The following is a 21,675-nucleotide window of genomic DNA, read 5'->3' on the forward strand; positions in this document are numbered from 1 at the left end:
AAATGGAGAAATCGTATTTATTTCAGCAGGTTGTCGAGATTTTCGATGTAATCGAGACTGTCGTCAAGAAAGAACTCCAGATCGGGGATAACCCGTAACTGGTGACGCACAATCCGTCCCAGTTCGCCACGCAGGTGGCCTTTCCGGTCATTGATGTTATCCAGAATCTCCTGTGCATTTTCGGACGGGAATATACTGAGGTAGCAACGGGCTAGCGACATATCGCGGGTCACCCTTACAACCGTTACGGTAATCAATTTTCCCCGAAAAAGCATCTGGCTTTCACGACGAAACAACTCGCTCATCTCCTTCTGAATCAACCGGCCAATCTTATTTTGACGGGTACTGTATTCTTTCATTTCTGTCTTCTTTCTTTTAGCTAACAAACATATGCCCGCAAATGACGGGAGCATTTCAATAACCTAAACAGGCTTCACTTGATTCATATGTCAGATTTTAAGCGCAAAGGTAAATAATTATGGCGGAAGATAATCTATCGCCAAAACACACCACTTCATTTATGAAAAGTTTTCGTTGCGTTTTTCACTTAACCATTGACTTTTCGCCGAATCACCGTATATTTATATGTGCAGACATACTGTCTGAATCATTTATTAATCGTGAGTAACATCAAATTCGTTTGTCAGAATTACGAATATGACCATCCAATTCATTTAAGTACTTTATGAAACTCAAAATCGACCACAACAGTTCAAAGCCCCTGCATGCCCAGGTTGAAATCATGTTGCGTAAACTGATGGAAAAACCCGAGTACCAGGAAGGCGCCTATCTGCCCAAAGAGGTTGATTTAGCTAAAAAATTGGGCATTTCGCGGAATACGGTCAGACAAGCTATCAATAAGCTGGTTTTCGAAGGGCTTCTCGTCCGGAAAAAAGGACAGGGAACCACCGTCGCCAAAAACGGAAATCATACACTGCAGGAAACCGGCAAGGCTGTGGCCCGTGAGGCGATGATAGATGAAGAGCCACTTACCGATTTACAAACTCAAATAACCCGCGAGGATGCCAATGAAGCCTTAGCCAGTTTCATGCAAATACCGGAAGGAACGCCGGTTTTGAAAATCAGCAGACTGCAGGGAAAGGATGATGCCCCTATCGTCTTTCTCGAAAGTTATCTGCATCCAAGGCTGGAACTGACCGGTGAAGAGGATTTCTCCAGGCCATTACACGAATTGCTAACGAAGGATTTATCGATAGTACCATCGCTTTCGCGGGAAAAAGTAGAGGCTAAGACCGCATCCACCATCACGGCCAAACGGCTGGGAATAACCACCATCGATCCCGTACTGGTTCGGGAACGCTATCTCTACGATACCGAAAACCTGCCTGTTGAATTCTCCATTAGTTTTTTCAACGCCTATAAATACGCGTATAATATTGAGATTCAACACGAATAGATCAGCTTGCCAATCAATAAGATTCTCTATTTAAAACGAAGACGGAATTTTCCGTTCTTTGTTGTTATATCTCTGGTTGACGACTTCACCAACCCTTTATGTTTAAACATAGAATTTTCGAATGGAAGCACTGGCAACATACGGTTTAATTGGCTTATTTGTAGCAGCCTTTGTAGCGGGAACGCTCATTCCGTTTAATTCGGAAATCGTGCTGAGCGCTGTTTTGGTGGCCGGTGCCGATTTAACCACGGCGCTCATCGTCGCTACAGTTGGCAATACTCTGGGCGGACTGGTCACCTATTACATGGGGCACATCGGGAAACCGGAGTGGTTGGAAAAGTATGGTAAGGTAAAACACGAAAAACTGGTGGAGATAAAACCTCAGCTCAATCGCTACGGACCCGCTGCCGCTACGCTGTCGTTTGTTCCCGGACTTGGAAATGTTATTATTCTCGGACTCGGCTTTTTCCGCATTGCGCCGTTCTGGAGCTTCATTTTTATGACATTTGGTAAACTTGCCCGTTACGCTGTCTGGGGATATGCCACTGATTTAGTGATTTAACACCCCAAAAAAAGATCGAGCGAACTGAACCAACTGTTGCCTAAATGGTTGTATCTTTTTACACGGGAATGAATTTGTTGCAACTTGAATAATACCCCTATCCAATGAGTCCATGCGAAAGCTCATTTTGAATATTGCCCTAAGCCTCGATGGTTGTATTGAAGGCCCGAACGGTGAATTCGACTGGTGTTTCACTGATCAGGACTACGGAATGACCGAATTCTTGAAGCAGATCGACACCTTGTTGATGGGAAGGAAGAGTTACGAAATCTTAACAACTACTTCCACGGATCCTTTTCCCGGTAAAGAAATGATCGTTTTTTCGAGAAGACTAAGAAATCTCCAACCTCCGGCACGACTTCATCAGGGAAACCTGAAACATACAGTAACACAATTAAAAATTCAAACTGGCAAAGATATCTGGTTATTCGGCGGTGCCGACATCGCCGGCCAGTGCCTCGATTTGGGGTTGGTAGACGAAATGCAACTGGCTGTTCATCCACTGTTCATCGGCAACGGGAAATCATTGTTCCAGTCGTTGCACAGGCACAGCCGTTGGAAACTAAGCGAAATAAAACGATTCGATACAGGCTTGATTCAACTCTTCTACAAGAAGGATCAGTAGTCAGAAACAGTTATTCAGGCTATTCATTTTAATGACATCAATAACCTCACGTTATTGATTATAATCGAATTGTATTTGTACATCCGACTGATTACCACTTATTTTGACACCATACATCAACTATTTCAATTATGTTGATAATTAAAGTCTTTCCTATCGGGAAAAACATAACCGAAACGATAAAATAAGACAACTATGAGCCTTCAGATTTTAGTATTTGGGTTCCTCTTCGGAGCCATTCTTCAGCGGGCACAGCTGAACAAGTACAACACCATCAGCGGGATGGCCACACTGGAAGATTACACCGTGGCTAAAGCCATTCTCGTCGCCATTGGGTTGGGTGTTATGCTCATCAATTTCGAAATCGGAACCGGCCAGGCACTCTATCACGTGAAACCGTTCATCGCCGGTGGCATAATGCTGGGCGGATTGATTTTCGGAGCAGGTATGGCCATACTGGGTTACTGCCCCGGAACCATGGCAGTCTCGCTGGGCGAAGGCTCCATCGATGCCTTAGTCGGTATCGTTGGTGGATTGCTGGGCGGCGTTGTGTTTACAGCTGTTCTGCCAGCCATCAATCCTATTCTGGGTCCCGATTGGGGGAAAATTTCCCTTTACACCATCATGGGAGGTCAAACAACGTATCTTTTTTATTTTATCACAATGTTGCTGGGAGCCGGGTTTATTCTGCTGGCGTTTTACTTCGACAAGAAACATAAAGCCCCGAATTACCGCTGGTTGTTTGCCGGTTTGGCTTTAGCGGTTCTTAATGCAATGGTCTTCCTGAAGGTGACTTCTAACCGTCCCATTGGCGCCTCAACCAGTTATCCGTACGCTGCCAACCAGCTCACAGGAATGACCGGCAACGACTATTTCAGCAAAATTGCTACTCCCGGTCATTGGGAAATGATCTTCCTGCTGGGCGCCATGATCGCCGGACTGGTTTTTTCGCTCATGTCGAAAGAATTCAAAATTACAGCCATTCACAGTCGCTGGGAGCATTATAAAGGCAAATCAGTTAGCAAACGACTGGTTGCGGCTTTCATTGGCGGATTTATCCTCATCTTCGGAGCACGTGTGGCCGGAGGTTGTACCAGCGGACATATTCTTTCGGGGGGCATGCAATTGGCCGTGAGCAGTCTGGTATTCGGCATCTTCGTTTTTGCCGGCCTGCTCATTACCGGAAAATTGTTCTACAAGAAAAAGTAACTTCCACTTAAATAACCCATTCGGGGAAAAACTCCTTTCTATGTTCGAACATATTGAAAGGAGTTTTTTTTTAAGGAAGTGCCAGACGCCAGACAGAAGAAATTCCAGGTTTTAGGTTGCAATTAGAAGGGTTCCTGTCATTCCTATGGTTACAGTTGTTGTGCTCCAATCGACAACACCGCTATTGCGGTCGAAACGCCTCCCGTGTTTCAACCTTCACCCGCTCGCGACCACTGAAGGCGCATCCGCACCCTGATCCCGGAGTGCCCTCAAAGCATCATTCTACCCCAAACCATCCCTCAATTTTCCATTGTTCCCTTTCCCTGTATCATGGCGGAAGCCAAATACCAGTTAGCGGAGTCTGACCACTACTTAGCGGGCAGTCCCCACCAGTCAGCGGAGTCCGCCCACCACTTAGCGGACGATCCCCACCAGTGGTTACCCCCGGGTGTGGGCCGGCCGCCAACGCTATGGTACCGGTTCGCTTTATGGAAGTGGTGTGGTTTGCCGCCGACCGAAAAAGACATATAACAAAGCGCCTAAATCGCCCGGTTAAAGGCTCTTATTTTATTATCATTTCGTGATTTTTCTATTGCAAAATCACGACACTTGCGACCAGATGAAAAGCTATCCATCTCACTTTTTTCGGGTTACCAACATAAAGTTTTCGTCATCCCGCCAATCGCTTTTGTAACCCGTTGGATATCCTCAGCCAAACATATACCTTAGAATGGTTCAAAACAGACTTGACAACTGACAATTAAATACTATGAAAAAGCTTTTCACTGCTTTTGCGGTACTCGCATTCGGGCTGATTCTTTGGTCCTGTCAGCCGCAAAAGAAAGAGGCCGCAGTGCTAACGGCTCCGGCCGGTGACCGTCCCACGAAAATTATGAAGGGTGGCGAAACAGTGCTTCCCAACGGACGACTCATTACACCTTTCGGGAACACCTTTACGGTAGCTCCACACCCGTTTGGTTTAACACTCAGCCACGACGGAAAGGTAGCCGTCACTGCCAACTCGGGAACATCGCCGCTTTCTATCTCTATTTTAAAGAAAATCACCTCTAAAAAGCCGGATATCCGGCAGGTACCTCCTGGTCCTTCGACCGACCGTGGCGTGCTGGCTTCGGTGTTCATGGGACTGGCCATTTCGCCGGACAATCAAGTGGTGTACGTAGCGGGCGGACAGACCAACCAGATTTACCTGTTCGACATGAACACCGGTGCCAGACTCGACTCCATCGACTGCAACGTGATGGCCGATGGCGAGAAAACGCCTTATGGTTACATCGGCGACATGGTGCTGAGCAAGGATGGCAAAACCCTTTACGCTGTCGACCAGATGAATTTCCGCCTCATCATCGCGGACACGCAGACGAAAGAGGTATTGTATTCGGTTCCTACCGGACGATATCCATTCGGGGTCACCCTCTCGCCCGACGAAAGCAAAGCATACGTGGCCAACGTAGGTATGTTCGAGTACAAGAAGATTGATGACATCGAGTCGGAACACAAGATTGACAAGGCGTTGAAGTTTCCGGCGTTTGCTTACGGCTCGAAGGAAATGAAAGAAGGCACCGTCATCGACAGCATGAAGGTGCCGGGCCTCGGTGATCCGAACGTTCCCGAGTCGTTCTCGGTGTGGGCCGTATCGCTGAAAGGCACGCCACATGTAACGGCCAAAATAAAAACCGGAACAATGGTCGGAGCCAAAGTGGAAGGTATTCCGGCCGTGGGCGGTTCGAGTCCAAACTCGGTTGTGGCCACCGATAAATACGTTTTCGTGAGCAACGGAAATAATGACAATATATCCGTTATCGATGCACAGAAGGATACCATCGTCAAGGAAATCTACCTGAAACCAGCCGACCCGCTCAAACATTTCCGCGGAGTCATTCCGTTTGGACTGGCGGTTTCTCCCAAACAGAAAAGATTGTACGTGGCCGAATCGGGTATCAATGCCGTGGGTGTGATTGATATCCCGACATTGAAAGTTCTCGGCCACATTCCGGTAGGCTGGTTCCCATCGAAACTGAAGGTAACGCCTGACGGGAAAAAGCTGATTGTGGCAAATGCCAAAGGGTACGGTGCCGGTCCAAACGGAGGAAAAGACTTCAAGGAAGGCCCCGAAGGAACCTACATTGGTAACCTGATGAAAGGAACCGTGACGGTGATGAACATTCCGGACGACCGGGAACTGGCTGCTCTGACGCAAAAGGTCATTAGCAACAACTTTAAAATTCAAACCGTGAAAGAGGCCATGAAAGGCCGCGAGAACAATCCTATTCCGCTTTACGGCGGACAGAAAGAAGCACCCATCAAGCACATTGTTTTCATCTCGAAAGAGAACCGCACGTATGATGAGATTCTCGGTCAGCTGAAAAAGGCCAACGGTGACCCGACCCTGGCGCGCTACGGAAGTGACGTGAGCTTTACCAACCACGAAGGCACCATGAAAGTGGAGCACGCCACCGTGATGCCCAATCACCTGAAACTGGCCCGACAATTCGGCATCGGCGATAACTTCTATGTGGATTCGGATGTATCGGCTGACGGACACCGCTGGCTCGTGAATACCTATCCCAACGAGTGGGTGGAAACCTGTACGCCGGCCAGCTACGGAGGCAACCGCCGTTACAATCCGGAATCGACGGCACCCGGTGCTTTGGCCATGAACGGCGCCGCGGGAGCCATCTATCCTGAAGATTACAACGAGGCAGGTTCGCTGTGGGACCACCTGGAACGCAACAAAATCGACTTCTACAACTTCGGGTTCAGCGTGATGTTCGAGCCGGCTTTCTACGACAAGTCGTACAAGTACACCGGCATTAAGCAGTTTGCCAACTTCCCGGTGCCGCAGCCCATCTTCACCCGCTCATCGAAGATGTACCCGACATTTAACATGAACATCCCGGACCAGTTCCGCATCAGCCAGTTCATCAAGGAATTCAATCAGAAATGGATCAACAGCAACGATACGATGCCGAGCGTAATGACGGTCATCATTCCCAATGACCACGGCGCCGGCGAGCGGCCCGACGAAGGTTATCCTTTCCGCGAAAGCTACATGGCCGACAACGACCTGGCAGTGGGACGCATTGTCGAATTCCTGTCGCACACGCCGTACTGGAAGAATATGGCGATTGTAATTACCGAGGACGATGCGCAAAACGGGGTTGACCATGTGGATGCGCACCGTAGCGTGCTGATGGTGATTTCACCTTACGCGAAACATCATTATGTGGGCCATGTGCATTACAGTTTTGGAAGTATTTTCAAAACCTTCTGGAATGTGCTGGGACTACCTTACCTGAACCAGTACGATGCCGGCGCTACCGATCTGGCGGATATGTTTACCGACAAGCCCGACTTTACACCATACGAAGCCGTTCCGGTAGACCAACGCATTTTCGATCCGAAGAAAGCGCTCGATCCGCTGGACGAAAACTTTGACTGGGCCGCCCTCAACAAGGGCACGAAACTCGACGACCCGGATGACATGGTGAAAGACCAGAAGGAACAGCCGGAGTACCGGACGGAAGATCAGAAATGAATGGAATCCCGAGAATTCGGGAGATAATGGAAAATTAAAGTCCCTGAGGTTTCGGGGACTTTAATTTTGTCTAAAGTCTCATCATACAGCGGCGAAATATTCAGTTTTCTATTGCTTAATTGGAATCGGTTGATACTCCTCTTCAGATGTCTGGTGAAGTACTCCGATAAACTTGAAATCAACTCCGTCTGTCTTTTTCATCAAAATACGTAGAGGAATCGTAGGAGTTATCCCTCTTGGAGCTCTCATCAATTGGGCATTAACAACCCTTCCATTATTTAATGGTACCCCCTTGTTAAATCCACCGACAAACATGTTCTCGTTCGGTAATTCAAACTTCAATTCACCGTCCTCATTATCAACCAAAATCAGAAAATTTGGAATGGGTTCCAAATAATAATTTGCTGCTATTTTTATTTCAAGTTCATTTTCCGACTTCTGTGTTAATTCAAATGTCAAATTTGAAAATACATTATTTGATGAACTAAAAGTTGAATTTCCTTGGATCACATTTACCATTTGCCCTATTGAAGCATCCAATCCATTAGAATATAGATCAATATATAGACTCTGCGAAAGTATGGCTGGCATTGAAGATGAATCGAGTCTAACTGGAATTACCTTACACTTTCCATTCGATGCTTTAAAAATGGCATTTTGCCATTCCATTTTGACCATGTTACTTTTCAAACTATTGGCCGAAACGAAAAAGAAAAAATGCGTAGTTTTTTCCAACCCCTCATTCATTTTATCAATGATACCATCACCTGGTTGCATTGACCAAGAATCATAAAAAACCTGATCCTGTCCAAATATATCAGCAAGCCTGATTGCAATAGGTTCAATAATACCCTTGTCGTTATGATTGTGACTTAAAAAGATCATCTGCCTGTTTATTGAAAATGATTAATCTAAAGTTACTTCTCCACACACAAATAATTGGAACGATAGTTTTCTTTTGCTCTATTCCGATATAAAAGCAAATTTAGTTTTTTGTCAATTCCTTTTTTGAAATCCAAATAGACTCGCTTGGTTTTATTACCAAAACATCTATTGGGCCTCCGACGGTCTTGGCTCTTGGTAAAAACCTAACCGAGTCTATAGTTGTACGAATTGCATACACGGCGAAATCTATAGCATCTTGTAACGTAAAAAATTGCCACGGAATAGGAAAAAATGGTAATTGTTGGTAATCCCCATTTTCATCTCTCGAAAAGACAGGCTGTATTAATCGGGCAAGAATATCCCCTTCTCCACCCCATGCTGCTCCCTGAGTCGGATCGCCATTGGGTAAATCGGTGTTCTTGATTTGAACTAAATCATGTAATGGAGCAACCTGATATACCATTTGCTTAAGACCATATTCTGTGTCATCATATCCCGCGACATGAAATCCAACATCAGGAATAGGATCAAATGTTCTAAAATGAGTATTTAAATCATTTGCAAATTCTGAAACAGAAGGATCTTCTGATTCATGTTCTCGAATAAATTTCTCTATAAAACTACTAACTGGGGCACCTTTAATATCTGCTTGGCCAAAAGTAGAAATACCTATTTTGTCTTGGAAGAGAAACGTTTTATTATTAGAATCACTCATTCCTGCTGCCAAAAGCAGTTTTTTCCCATCAGGAGTTTGTTGCTCGGAATTAATAGTAACACGGCTATCCGATGCCATTACAATTCCGTCTCGCGTATAAAGTGTAATAATAAACGACATAGCTTTTGCTTATTAAATTATAATTGTACACAATTTTAAATAGTCAAAAAATAATATTCCCTAAATAATGACTACTCAGAAAAAACAGTAGTGAAGCTTATCCTCATCAATTGTTTTTTTGTCTGTCTTTAAGCATCTAATTTACATTTTTATGTTTATACGCTTTACCAAAATTATAAGTTCTTCAGCATAACTTATTATAATAAAAACAAAAAACCGCCTGATAGGCGGTCTCCAATCACTTCATATGGGCTCATTTCTATTCTTCTTTTACCGCCCCCACTTCCTCATCAATTAACGCTATCAGCGTTTTGATATCCTCCTGGGCCTGGTTGTAGGCACCTTCTTTGCCTTTGGTGAGGAAGAGGCTTTCGATGAGAAAGGCTGCCATACAGCCATAAAAAATCCCGGTTTTAAAACCGGGAAATGATAGCCGTCAGGATCAAGCCCAGACCGAGACCACCAATGAGACAGCCCACAAAGGCCAATGCAGATGTTTGCAGGAAAAAGAATCCGATACCCAACCCCAGCAGTAATCCGCCACCAATAGCCCAGGTACTCTTGTCTTCAATTTCGCTTTTTTCGTTCATTTTTAGTTCCTCCGTTTACGTTTATCGTTCATCAATTAGTTGGAAATCAATTAAAGTTATGACTGTTGCAGCATTTTTGCAATTTCGGGACGAGTGGTTTTGATACGTTCGTAGTCCAGTTTCAGTCCAAGCGGACCAAATACCTTCCCGAAATAATCGTAAATACCTTTCACCGCTTCGAAGGGAACCTGTACGGATTCGAGGGCTGTAGAGCCGGCGTTGTTTTTAATGGATGCATCAGCACCATGTGCCAGCAACGCCTCAACAATTTCCGTACGGCAGAAGAATGCAGCCGTATGCAAAGGCGTGGAACCATCGTTGTTCCGAAAGTTGACATCGGCTCCCGCTTCAATCAAGGCCAGCGCCATTTCTTTCCGGCCAAAGGTGGCTGCCGTTATCAGCGGACTCGAACCGCCGGAAGGTTCTTTGATATTCAGGTCGGAACCCGCTGCGATGTGCCGCTGAACAGCTTCCATATCACCCAGAATGATGGCTTCATGCAGACTGACTTCCGGCGCGGTTTTTATTTCTACCTGCTTTGCCGGTTGTACCGTCTCTGCAGTAGCCGGTTTCTCACTTCCCAATACAATGAAGGCAAACAACCCGCCTACCAATACGGCAACGGTAGCCAGTTTTAGTGCGACATTCGGCTGGAAAACCCGGTGGTACACGATAACCAGCAAATTGCTCACGGCGTATGTCAAAATGGTCAGTACGGCGTATTTGACCAACGCCGGAACAGGCGCATGCATAAGGCCAACCGCAATCAATCCCATCACGATAACGTGAATGATGTACACCGAATAAGAGCTTTTATTCAATTCGTCCGTCAGCCAGTTGGTCTTGTTCAAACTGAAACGGAACGCATGGATCAATACATACAGGAAGCTCAGCATCGAAAGCATGGATGATACATTGTACAAAAGCCTGTCGACGAACGGGGAAACGAAGTAAAAATTCCTTCCGGGATTGATGATATTGAAGAACAGGTTCAACGCTACCGCCGTGAAAACCAGCAATGAGAAGGTCAATACCACATTTGATTGTATGTACAGCTTTTTATTTTTCGTGTTCGACTCAAACACTTTCAACTTATTGCAGAGGGTTCCCAACAGGAAGGACATGAAATAGATCAACAACCTTTCCCGCTGAAAATCGAAAACTGCTGTGTGCGTCCAACCTCTCAACCCGGCCTCGGAAATGACCATGCCGTAAAGCACCCCAAACAAGAAAGTCAAAACCACACCCGTTTTCAGTGAAATTTTGAATGATAACAGGTTGAGTTTGTCAAGTGCCAGGTAAATCATCTGGAACAGAAACAGGATGGGTAAAAACCACAGCCAGTTCTGGGTCGGATTATTGGCAAAAAAGTACAGATCGGTTCCGGCCCGTTGGAACACATGGAAATAGGTGTACCAGGCTTCCTGCGGCAGTCCTCTTGAGAAAAGGAAGATCGCTTTGTAGGCCGGAATCAAGGTAACTACGGCAATTAACCATGGAACCATGATTCGTTTCAGTTTCGATTTCACGAAACCCCAGGTGTTTTTACTTTTTAATGAATATGGAATAAAGTATCCGGAGATGAAGAAGATACTGAACATCACAAAGAGGTCCAGGTACATGCGTAATAATCCAATGGAATTATTCTTTACCGGATCGACTACGATCCAATTTCCTTCGAGAACTTGTTCATAAACCAAACCGGCGTGCAGCAGCACCACCAGAAAGATGAGGAAGGTCCTCAGATTGTCCAAAAAATAGATTCGTGTTTTCATGACCGCATCGTTTAAATTTCAACTTCTAATTGACAGTGTAAAGTTCTGTCAGGCGCTGGCGCAAAGCCTATCACCCATGCGGTGAATCGTATCAAGTTTGAAGAAGCCATGAAAATTATGACGCAGGCATATCAATTATGACGCAAACGGCGACGAAACGGCCTGAAATGGGGGTTTAAAACTTTATGCGTAACTTTTGCACAAAATACCTGATGCGAAACTGACCATGCCCGAATCCGGAACCATAGAAAACGAATTTTTAAGCAAAGCGACGGCCATTATCGAAGAGAATTTGTCGAACGAGCAGTTCGGTGTGTCGGAGCTGGCGAACGAAATGGGCATGAGCCGTTCCAACCTTCTCCGCAAGGTGAAAAAGCTGACCAATCTTTCGGCCAGTCAGTTTATTCGTCAGGTACGCCTGGATGCAGCTATGGAACTGCTGAAAGAAACGTCGCTGACTACCTCGGAAATTTCGTACCGGGTGGGATTTGGCAGCACCTCTTACTTCATCAAATGCTTCCGCGACCAGTATGGCTATCCGCCCGGCGAAGCAAAAGGAAAGGCTTCCGCCGAAGAAGAACCGGACCGGGCCGACCTTCCGAAAAAAAAGAGAAGTCTGGTTTGGCTGTGGGCCGTTATTCTGGTTGTCATTACGGCCAACATCATCTACCTCATCATCGGGCCGATGGCCCAAAAGCCCAAAACACAGGAGAAATCCATCGCGGTGTTGCCTTTTATCAACGACAGCAACGACTCCACCAACGTGTACATCATCAACGGCGTGATGGAATCCATCCTCAACAATCTTCAAAACATCAAACATATGCGGGTCATTAGCCGCACTTCCGTGGAAAAATACCGTCACCATCCCGAACTCATTTCCGAAATCGCCAAAGAGCTCAACGTGACCTATGTGGTGGAAGGCAGCGGACAGAAAATCGGGGATCACATCCGGCTGAATGTCCAGCTAATTGAGGCCAATGGCGACAAACACTTGTGGGCGGAACAATACAACCGCGAAACGAAGGATATTTTTTCACTGCAAAACGAAATCGCTAAAAACATCGCTGAGAAAATCGAAGTCATCATCACGCCGGAGGAAAGGAAACGCATCGACAAAGTACCCACAAAGAATTTGGTCGCTTACGACTACTTTCTGAAAGGAATGGACTACTTCCACGAAGGAACCGGTGAAGGCCTGAAAAAAGCCCTCCCATTGTTCCAAAAGGCGGTAGAACACGACCCGAAGTTTGCCCGCGCTTACGCCGATATCGCCATTGCATACTATTACCTGGACATTAACCAAACGCATAAGCAGTACAGCGAAGAGATTAACGAAAATGCCGACAAAGCGCTGCTATACGATGCACAATTGCCACAAAGTTTGATAGCCAAAGCGCTCTCGTACATGCACGGTAAGGAGTATAAGCTGGCAGAGCCTTATCTGCAAAAGGCGCTGGAATATCATCCCAATTCTGCCATCGTCATCAACCTCCTGTCTGATTTTTATTCGACTTACTCCCCCAACACGGAGAAGTACCTGGAATATGCCTTGAAAGGCACCCAACTGAACATTGCCGCCAACGATTCGGTGACAGCCAGCTTCATTTTCCTCCACATCAGCAATGCATTCATCCAGAGTGGCTTTGTGAATGAAGCTGAAAAATATATCAACAAGTCACTTGCTTATCATTCCGATAATCTCTACTCTCAATATGTGAAAGCATACATACAGTATGCCCGGAATCCAGACTTACAGAAATTGCGAAATCGTCTGATTGCCGTGCTGAAAAAGGATACGACCCGGCTGGATGTGTTGCAGGAGGTGGGAAAAATCTGTTACTACCAGCGTGATTACGAAAGCGCTTATCGCTATTACAAACCGTTCATTGCTGCCAAAGAGAAGTATCACCTGGCGATTTTCCCGGGCGAAGACGCCAAGATTGGACTGGTACTGGCCAAAGTAGGACAAACTGCCAAGGCAGCTGAATATTTGCAGAATTACAAAGCTTTCGCTGAAGGCGACCAATCCATCTACAAGCACTTAAGCCTGGCGATGTATGAAGCCTACGAAGGCAACACAGCTAAAGCAATTGAACAGTTGAAACTGTTTTCACAACAAGATGATTACCACTACTGGGTGGTTCTATTCCTTAAGATCGACCCGCTCATCGATAACGTGAAAGACAACCCCGACTTCAAGAAGATTTTGCATACCATCGACAGCAGATTTCAGAACCAACACCGCGAAATGAAAGCCTCGCTGGAGGCAAAAGGGGTGATATAAGTCAAAACAATGTTCTTCCTGACAATTACATGCATTTCTCTTTACCGGATCAAAGCTCTCAAATCCGGCAACTAATTTCCCTCAGTCAGAAATTGATTTCTCGTATTCTGGAATTCATTTCTCACATCGGACAAAACATGTCCCTTGTTTAGAATCCTTATCTCGTATCCGGAGATGTATTTCTCCTGTTCAGAATCTATTTCTTACATCCGGCAAGACATTTCTCTCGTTCGGAAACCTATTTCTCTTATCCGGCAATGTATTTCTTCCTTCTGATCATGTATTTCCCGTTTACCGGAAGGCATTTCGAGCAAATGGGAACTGTTGTATCAAGAACTTACAGTATTTCCTTAAAGCCGTCAAGTAGCATCTGTACAGCCATCATCACCAAAATCATTCCCATGAAACGTTCGAGGGCAATCAATCCTCGCTGTTTCAACACTTTGATGAGGGCTGGTGCCACCAACAGGATAATGAAGGACATGATCCAGGCAATCACCAGGGAAAGGACTAAGCCGACACGGTTCGCGGGACTCCCCTGGCTCATCAGGATTAACATGGACAGGACGGATGGCCCGGCTATCATCGGAATGGCAATAGGAACAAGAAAAGGTTCGCCTCCGGGTGTTTGGCCCATCACTCCTTCCGGTTTCGGGAAAATCATTCGTAAGCCAATAATCAAAAGGATGATTCCTCCGGCGATGGTCACGGCCTCTTTTTGCAAGTGCATAAAATTCAGCAAGGGCTTTCCGGTGAAAATGAAAAATACCAAAATCCCCAGAGCAATCAGCAGCTCCCGGATGATGATGGTCCGCTGACGTTTAAGCTCAATTCCTTTCAGCACCGCCAAAAGTATGGGTATGTTGCCAATCGGGTCCATGAGCAAAAACAACAAAACGGCTGCCGACCAAATAGTATTTCCTGTGTCCATGATGGTTAAAATTGATTAGGTTAAGACTTTCGTCCAAATTAGAATAGAGAACAAGATTCCGACAGAATAGTTTCCGGCTGAATTTGCCTTTGCAATAATAAGCAAACCCGCCAGGTTTTGGAAACCTGACGGGTTGAGCAGCGGGAACGAATTCCCCTATGATATCATTTACTGAAACAGGTTCTTGTTCGGTTCCGGTCCCATTTCAAAAACCAGCGTATCGCCGTTCATAATTTCTTCCTGCGTGATGTACGAACGGTGCAACTCCTGTCCGTTCAGTTTTACCGACTGCACATACAGGTTATCCTCCGAAGCATTCGGTGCTTTTACGGTGAACACCTTGCCGGGAGCCACCGTAATTTGCGCCTCCTGCACGATGGGCGAACCCAGCTGATATTGCTGGTCGGAAGGACTGACCGGATAAAATCCCATGGCGCTGAACACATACCACGCCGACATCTGTCCGCAGTCTTCGTTTCCACAAAGACCATCGGGTGCGTTGTAGTACATCTCGGTTTGAATCTGACGGTTCAGTTCCTGCGTACGCCACGGCTCACCAGCATAGTTGAACAGGTAGGTAATATGGTGACCGGGCTCGTTCCCCTGTGCATATCCACCAATCAAACCAGAAATATCGGGTGACGCTTCGGCGCCTTTTACACCATGCTTCAGCGCAAAAAGCGTATCGAGTTTATTGGCGAAAGCATCTTTGCCGCCCAGCAAATCAATCAAACCGGGCACATCCTGCGGCACTTCCCACAGATACTGCCACGCATTTCCTTCGGTATAATCGCTCTGGCGATGTTTCGAATAAGCCGGATCGAAATCGCCTGTCCAGCTGCCATCTAATTTTTTCCCACGGAAGAAACCGGTTTTGGGGTCGAAAATATTTTTGAAATTCCGCGACCGCTTCAGAAAGTAATTGTAATCATCGGTCTTGCCCAATTTCTTCGCGACAAGCGCCACGCTGTAATCGTCTATGGCATATTCCAGTAATTTGGAAACCGACTCGTTCACCTTATCGGCCGGGATGTAGCCAAGCTTTTTGTAGTAATCCAGTCCGTCGCGATCCGACATCATGGTATTCTTCATCGCTTCATAGGCTTCTTCACGGTCGAAATTGCCTATGTTTTTCAGAATGGCTTCACCAACGACCGGTACGCCGCTGTTTCCTACCATGCAGAAGGTTTCATTGCCTTCGAGTTCCCAAACAGGTAACAGGCCGGTCTGCTTGTAATGGTCGAGCATGGTTTTCACCATATCGTTCACCCGGTCCTGATGCATAACCGTAAACAGCGGATGCAGCGCGCGGTAGGTATCCCAAAGCGAGAACACGGTGTAGCGATTATAACCTTTCGCCTTCAGGGTACTGCCGTCGACACCTTTAAAATCGCCGTTTTTGTCCGAAAAAAGTGCAGGTGCAACCATCGTATGATACAACGCGGTGTAGAAGGTCGTCTTCTGATCGGGGTCGTTCGATTTGATGCGAACTTTATCCAGCTCTTTTTCCCATGCATCGCTGGCTGCCTGGTGTACTGCATCGAAATCCCAGTTCTCCGGTGCCGATGTGAGGTTGGCTATGGCATTGTCCACCGAAACGGAGGAAATTGCCACTTTCACCATCACATGGTTTTCGCCGAACGTGAATACGCCCACTTTCTCGGCATCCGTCGGTGCATCGAAAATTTTTGATTTCTGAATTGGGGCACTGAACCGGGCTACGAAGAAAACGTGCTGGTCGGCTGCCCAACCGTGCGAAAAACGTTTCCCGGTAATGGTATGATCATCCACTACCGTGATGGCGGTTTCGTAAGGTTTGTCCCAGTTGATGGCGAAACCGAGGTTCAGCATGATGTTGTGCTCTCCCTCGTCGGGAAAAGTATAACGCTGCCACCCGGAACGCTCGGTCACCGTCATTTCGGCCCGCACATCGCGATCCTGCAATGTCACGGCATAATATCCCGGTGAAGCCATCTCTTCGTCGTGCGAGAAAGTAGCTGCATACTTTTTGGTAAAGTCAGCATTTTTTTCACCCGGCTTGTAGGTTACGGGCTCATTCACCGGAAGGAAAGAGATATCGGCCAGATCGCCGATGCCGGTTCCGCTCAGATGCAAATTGGAAAATCCGGAAATGATGCTGTCGGAATAGTGATAACCTGAACACCAGTCCCAGCCCGAAACGCCGTTATCGGGGCTCAACTGTATCTGTCCGAACGGATAAGCCGCTCCCGGATAGGTATGTCCGTGGCCGGCGGTTCCGATAAACGGGTTGACAAAGTCGGTCAACCGCTCCGGTTGCTGCACTGTCTTCTTTGTTGGTTGGCAAGCCACTGCCAACAACATAATCCCGGTAAGTAAAGGAAGAATGTTACGAATCATTGGTCACAAAAGTTTGTTTTACAAATAGGATAAAAATTCACTGATAAAAATACCGAAAGTTCCAGAATAGACTAAAAATTATAAAAGTAAATCCATTTGAAAACATTTCTCGTTTACGAATTTCCTACCTGCAATGATTCAAACCGGAAACAATTGCCTAAGCCGGAGCCGATTCATCCTTCCCCTTTCGGGAACATTTGCTATTTTTGCATCTGTTTTTATTCATCCGTAAATCATAACAACACAACGATATGAACTCCAAAGTACCAACAGTCGTCAGCGGAATCCGCTCAACCGGCAACCTTCACCTGGGAAACTATTTCGGGGCTGTGAAGAATTTCGTGCAGATGCAGCATGACATGAACTGCTATTTCTTTATTGCCGATATTCACTCGTTAACCACACACCCGCATCCCGATCACCTGTACCAGAATGTACGACAGGTACTTTCGGAATACCTGGCCTGCGGACTCGATCCGGAAAAAGCCACGCTGTTTATACAAAGCGATATTCCGGAAATTACCGAAATGTACACTTTCATGAACATGAATGCGTACCTGGGCGAGTTAGAAAGAACGACTTCATTTAAAGATAAGGCCCGGAAGCAACCCGATAATGTGAATGCCGGCCTGTTGACCTACCCGGTGCTGATGGCGACCGACATTATTATCCACAAAGCACACTTTGTCCCGGTAGGAAAAGATCAGGAGCAAAACCTGGAAATGGCGCGTACATTTGCCCGCCGTTTTAACCGGATGTACAAGGTGGAAGAGTTTCCCATTCCCAAGCCTTTCACATTCGACGGAAAGGATATGATCAAAATCCCCGGACTGGACGGCTCAGGAAAAATGGGTAAATCGGAAGGTAATGCTATTGGTTTAGCGGAAGATCCGAAAAGCATTCGCAAGAAAGTGATGCGCGCTGTAACTGACGCCGGCCCGACCGAGATGAACCAGGAAAAGCCGGAACCCATTCAGAACCTGTTTACTCTGATGGACGTGGTTTCGACACCGGACACGGTAAAACATTTCGACGATGCTTACAACAACTGCTCTATCCGTTACGGCGATTTGAAAAAACAGCTGGCAGAGGATATTATTAACTTTACGACGCCCATACGCGAACGAATTGAGGAGATTGTGAAGGATGATGCCTATCTGGGTAAAGTAGCCCAAATGGGCGCTGAAAAAGCCCGTGAATCGGCTTCTCAAACGCTGAAGGAAGTGCGTGAAATCATTGGTTTCCGGAAATTCTATTAATGGATTAATCCACTTTATCACGATAATATTGAAGACCCTGGCTGATGCCGGGGTTTTTCATTTGCGGCTATTGCACGCTGCTATAGTTAAGGTGCGTCATTCCTCTGAGGGATGATATCCTCATATAGGAAGCCTAAAAGCCAATCGGTGGCAGACTTTCCCAAGCAAACCGGAGGCTCGGGATGAGTGGAAAGTACGGATAAAACAAACGTCGCCAGTAATCCGGCGACGTTTGTTGATATCATCAATCCCGCAATAATGCCGGTATGTGGAAAACATGCTTCATAATGAATTCCGTAACACCCGGCTTACCAGGAACCCAAATGGTTTATTCGAAGTGGTAAAGGAAAATCAGCGTAGCAGTAAATGCCGGCTTTTTCTTGTCTTTGATTTCCAGTTCCACATTAAGTTCTGCCTTGGTCGTGCCACGAAGATTTACCACCGATTTCAGTTTGGCCCGCAAACGAATCTCATCTTCTACACGAACCGCCTCGCTAAACTTCAATTTATCGATTCCGTAGTTGACCAGCATTTTCACATTGTGAAACTCTGCAATCTGCTCCCAAAGATAAGGAAGAACAGAAAGCGTCAGATATCCGTGGGCAATGGTTGTTTGAAACGGACTTTCCGTTTTCGCTCTTTCGGGATCGGTATGAATCCATTGGTGATCGAGTGTCGCATCTGCGAAAAGGTTGATTTGTTCCTGCGTAATTTTCAGGTATTCGGAAACACCCATCTCCTTCCCGTCATACGCCTTGAATTCTTCAAAGCTGCCGATAACTAATTTACTCATCGTTCAATTTGGTTTTAATTTTGATTCAGCTGGCAAGATAAATCATTTTCGCCAATCATCCGACGAAAAATCGAAGCCGCTGACGGCAATACACTGTCAATCTTCTGTTTTCATTTCTTGGTTTTCCAGTATATTTTCACCTTCAACTTTGTTGGTATCACTCAGAAAAACAGCAAAAGGTCGTAGGCTGGGAACCTCTTCCAGGATAATTTTCACCACACCAACAATCGGGATGAACAGCACCATGCCTGATACTCCCCAGACCATCCCCCCGACGATGACTGAGATGAGCACCACGAAAGCATTGATTTTAGTGGAAGAGCCCACCAACCACGGCCGTACCAGGTTTTCCTGCAACATGTTGGCTGCCCACAACAATCCGAGTACCAGAAGCGGAATCAATAAGGAATCGGAGGTGAGCAACGCATAGCCCACCACCACAATCATGGCAATCAGGTTTCCCACATAAGGAATCAGGTTGAGCAGCGCAATCATTACCGCGAAGAAAAGGGCATAGTTAACGCCCAAACTTATCAGGACGATGAAATCCATGACAGCTGTGGTCATGGTCAGCCAAAGTACACCGACCATGTACTTTTCGATCATCTTCTGAATCTTGAAGAAAATATGACTTACCGATTCGCGGTTTTCCCGGTCGCGATAACGTTCCTTTACGAATTGGGCCGGTAATTCACGATAGTACAAAAGGAAATAAACAAACACCGGCATCAGGAAAACATACATGAGCGTTTGCCCGATGGTGGTTACGTGTTTCAAAAAGTAGGACGCCACTTTCTCAACCTGTCCAACCAAAAGCTTCTGCAAGTCGCTCCCCTGCGGAATAATATTTAAATGTGCCTCAACAAAGTCTTTCACATCGTTAATGTACACCGACAGCTTCCCCGTAATGGAGGGCAATTCACTACTGATGGCCACCACCTGCGAACCCAGGAAGTAAATGAGCGCCCCAATAATGATGAGAAACAATATCAGTGAAGTGAGAATGGCCAACGGCCGTTTCCATCCGTGCTTTTCCAGGAAAATGACCAGGGGGACCAAAAGAAAGGAAAACAAGATGGCCCATGCCAGCGGCACCAGGATACTACGTCCAACAATCAGGAATACGATCATCAGAGCAATCGTGGCGCTCCAATAGAAATACGCGGGAATATTCGGCTTGATGTCTTTCTCCATAATTGCTGTCTGCTCAGGTAGTGTTGTCTGACTCAATAAACCAACAAACGCATTATTTCGTTCATCAAATTACGAAATCCGCTGTATGGCACAAAAAATAGTCCCCGCAATCCGGAAAAACCGGGACAGGGACTATCGCTTAAATAACCACAGTGCTACGAAAAGCGTCTTACATCCTGCGATGTTTTTTTACAATTCCTGTAAACGAAATCCAGGCAGTACCAAAATAGAAAAATGCCATTACCCAAAGAATAAACCACTCACGGCTCACCTGATGAAACGTAGCACTCATCTGGTGAAGCTTAATAAAGCCTTCGATGCCCGGCGTGCTCGGAATGATTTGTGCCAGCCCGCGCCAGAAAGCAGGCATGGATTCCACCGGCCATGAAATTCCGCTTAAAAAAAGGATGGGAATGGAAAGAAAGATCAGGAACATGATGGATTGTTCCCGTTTCCGGAACCACGAAACCATCGTCAGCCCGAGGAAGGTAACCGCGAGCATCATTGGGAATATAAACACCAGAACTTCGGGCAATGAACTTCGGACCGGGAGATGAAATACCCGGAAGACAACGCCGAAAAGATAAATGGCATGGATTAGGTATATGGAAATATAGGCTCCTGCTTTTCCCAGAATAATAGTGAGGGCGCTATTGACCGTGCTCCCTTTAAGTATGGCAAAATGGAAAGAATTCTGCTCGCGCTGGCTTCCGCCCAGCATACCAATTCCAATAAGCAACGTTTGCTGCAAAATCAATATCAACACCGCCGGCATTACATAGGTACCATAGCCTCCGGTTCGGTTATACAACGGTGTTTCCACCAAACCAAGCGGAGTTGTCTGCGCCTTTGCTTGTATGAGGGTAGCGCCATGGGCCATCGCCCGCTGCACTTTGATTTGCCCGGCAAGGGTTCCGGCCGCGTAATTGGCGCCCTGCAGCACCTGTTTGTAATTCATGAAATAGCTGGCATCGCAGTACACCGAAACAGTTGCTTGCTGCTGTTTATAGATATTAGCAGCAAATCCTTTCGGAATAAGCAATACACCATCTACTTTCCCCTTGTAGAAATCGCTCTCTGCCTCATTCAGGCTTCCAGGCATCTCCTTGATCTTCATCTCTTCAGTCGCATCAATCATTCGGGTCAACTGCCGGCTGAGGCCGGTCCCGTCCAGATCGACCAGCGCTACCGGAGCATCGCGTAACACTTCGGTACTGTATGCGTAGCCATATAGTAACGGATAGGCAGCCGCGGCAATGACAAGAATGAGCAACACCCCGAAATCGGACAGAATGTTGATATACTCCTGCCTCCAAACGCTAAACACGCTCCGTATCCCTCCTATCAGTCCTGTTTTATTTTTTCTCATAGTCGAAAA

General features: G+C 46.4%; 18 protein-coding genes. 7 read left to right on the forward strand and 11 right to left on the reverse strand.

Annotated elements, in window-relative coordinates; all coding sequences use genetic code 11:
- Positions 1-17: 17 nt before the first annotated feature.
- Positions 18-359: a 30S ribosome-binding factor RbfA gene (rbfA, locus tag T426_RS0100130; RefSeq protein WP_025862489.1), complete on the reverse strand. Its 342-nt coding sequence runs from the start codon at positions 357-359 to the stop codon at positions 18-20.
- 326 nt (positions 360-685) lie between these two features.
- Between rbfA and T426_RS0100135 the strand changes: the two genes are divergently transcribed.
- The 5 genes from T426_RS0100135 to T426_RS22235 all read left to right on the forward strand — a co-directional run bounded on the left by T426_RS0100135 (position 686) and on the right by T426_RS22235 (position 7,369).
- Entirely contained in the window at positions 686-1,417 is a 732-nt protein-coding gene (locus T426_RS0100135) for a GntR family transcriptional regulator (RefSeq protein WP_025862490.1), read from the forward strand.
- Between the two features lie 121 nt (positions 1,418-1,538).
- Entirely contained in the window at positions 1,539-1,979 is a 441-nt protein-coding gene (locus T426_RS0100140; protein WP_025862492.1) for a YqaA family protein, read from the forward strand.
- Positions 1,980-2,091: 112 nt separating this feature from the next.
- The gene (locus T426_RS0100145; protein WP_027585121.1) at positions 2,092-2,604 is read left to right on the forward strand and encodes a dihydrofolate reductase family protein; all 513 of its coding nucleotides are present in this window, start codon (positions 2,092-2,094) and stop codon (positions 2,602-2,604) included.
- 195 nt (positions 2,605-2,799) lie between these two features.
- Positions 2,800-3,813 carry a YeeE/YedE thiosulfate transporter family protein gene (locus T426_RS24785; protein ID WP_025862494.1) on the forward strand — a complete coding sequence of 338 codons (1,014 nt, stop codon included), beginning with the start codon at positions 2,800-2,802 and terminating at the stop codon, positions 3,811-3,813.
- 769 nt (positions 3,814-4,582) lie between these two features.
- Positions 4,583-7,369, forward strand: a complete 2,787-nt coding sequence (locus tag T426_RS22235) for a hypothetical protein (RefSeq protein ID WP_025862497.1) — start codon at positions 4,583-4,585, stop codon at positions 7,367-7,369.
- A gap of 108 nt (positions 7,370-7,477) precedes the next feature.
- Here T426_RS22235 and T426_RS0100160 read toward each other — a convergent pair whose 3' ends face one another.
- The 5 genes from T426_RS0100160 to T426_RS25965 all read right to left on the reverse strand — a co-directional run bounded on the left by T426_RS0100160 (position 7,478) and on the right by T426_RS25965 (position 11,454).
- Positions 7,478-8,254 (reverse strand): toll/interleukin-1 receptor domain-containing protein, encoded by a 777-nt coding sequence (locus T426_RS0100160; RefSeq protein ID WP_025862499.1) that lies wholly within the window; start codon positions 8,252-8,254, stop codon positions 7,478-7,480.
- A 100-nt stretch (positions 8,255-8,354) separates the two neighbouring features.
- Positions 8,355-9,089, reverse strand: a complete 735-nt coding sequence (locus T426_RS0100165) for an Ntn hydrolase family protein (RefSeq protein WP_025862501.1) — start codon at positions 9,087-9,089, stop codon at positions 8,355-8,357.
- A 259-nt stretch (positions 9,090-9,348) separates the two neighbouring features.
- The gene (locus T426_RS26160) at positions 9,349-9,480 is read right to left on the reverse strand and encodes a hypothetical protein (protein WP_262502771.1); all 132 of its coding nucleotides are present in this window, start codon (positions 9,478-9,480) and stop codon (positions 9,349-9,351) included.
- Positions 9,481-9,502: 22 nt separating this feature from the next.
- The gene (locus T426_RS25905; RefSeq protein ID WP_169737663.1) at positions 9,503-9,679 is read right to left on the reverse strand and encodes a hypothetical protein; all 177 of its coding nucleotides are present in this window, start codon (positions 9,677-9,679) and stop codon (positions 9,503-9,505) included.
- Positions 9,680-9,735: 56 nt separating this feature from the next.
- Positions 9,736-11,454, reverse strand: a complete 1,719-nt coding sequence (locus tag T426_RS25965; RefSeq protein ID WP_025862503.1) for an acyltransferase family protein — start codon at positions 11,452-11,454, stop codon at positions 9,736-9,738.
- Between the two features lie 196 nt (positions 11,455-11,650).
- Between T426_RS25965 and T426_RS0100185 the strand changes: the two genes are divergently transcribed.
- Positions 11,651-13,741: a helix-turn-helix domain-containing protein gene (locus T426_RS0100185; RefSeq protein ID WP_211253546.1), complete on the forward strand. Its 2,091-nt coding sequence runs from the start codon at positions 11,651-11,653 to the stop codon at positions 13,739-13,741.
- Between the two features lie 337 nt (positions 13,742-14,078).
- On the opposite strand, the gene T426_RS0100190 is transcribed toward T426_RS0100185, so the two are convergent.
- A complete protein-coding gene (locus tag T426_RS0100190; protein ID WP_025862504.1) occupies positions 14,079-14,672 on the reverse strand; it encodes a MarC family protein in 594 nt (197 codons plus the stop codon).
- A 168-nt stretch (positions 14,673-14,840) separates the two neighbouring features.
- On the reverse strand, positions 14,841-17,051 hold the full coding sequence (locus T426_RS0100195) for a GH92 family glycosyl hydrolase (protein ID WP_036984087.1): 2,211 nt from the start codon (positions 17,049-17,051) through the stop codon (positions 14,841-14,843).
- A 251-nt stretch (positions 17,052-17,302) separates the two neighbouring features.
- Between T426_RS0100195 and trpS the strand changes: the two genes are divergently transcribed.
- The gene (gene trpS, locus T426_RS0100200) at positions 17,303-18,310 is read left to right on the forward strand and encodes a tryptophan--tRNA ligase (protein ID WP_025862506.1); all 1,008 of its coding nucleotides are present in this window, start codon (positions 17,303-17,305) and stop codon (positions 18,308-18,310) included.
- A gap of 328 nt (positions 18,311-18,638) precedes the next feature.
- Here trpS and T426_RS0100205 read toward each other — a convergent pair whose 3' ends face one another.
- The 3 genes from T426_RS0100205 to T426_RS0100215 all read right to left on the reverse strand — a co-directional run bounded on the left by T426_RS0100205 (position 18,639) and on the right by T426_RS0100215 (position 21,666).
- Entirely contained in the window at positions 18,639-19,103 is a 465-nt protein-coding gene (locus T426_RS0100205; protein WP_025862508.1) for a MaoC family dehydratase, read from the reverse strand.
- Positions 19,104-19,199: 96 nt separating this feature from the next.
- A complete protein-coding gene (locus T426_RS0100210) occupies positions 19,200-20,297 on the reverse strand; it encodes an AI-2E family transporter (RefSeq protein ID WP_025862509.1) in 1,098 nt (365 codons plus the stop codon).
- Between the two features lie 169 nt (positions 20,298-20,466).
- The gene (locus T426_RS0100215) at positions 20,467-21,666 is read right to left on the reverse strand and encodes an ABC transporter permease (RefSeq protein WP_025862511.1); all 1,200 of its coding nucleotides are present in this window, start codon (positions 21,664-21,666) and stop codon (positions 20,467-20,469) included.
- Between the last annotated feature and the right edge of the window lie 9 nt (positions 21,667-21,675).

The organism is Prolixibacter bellariivorans ATCC BAA-1284, assembly GCF_000621705.1.
In the GTDB taxonomy this organism is placed as follows: domain Bacteria; phylum Bacteroidota; class Bacteroidia; order Bacteroidales; family Prolixibacteraceae; genus Prolixibacter; species Prolixibacter bellariivorans.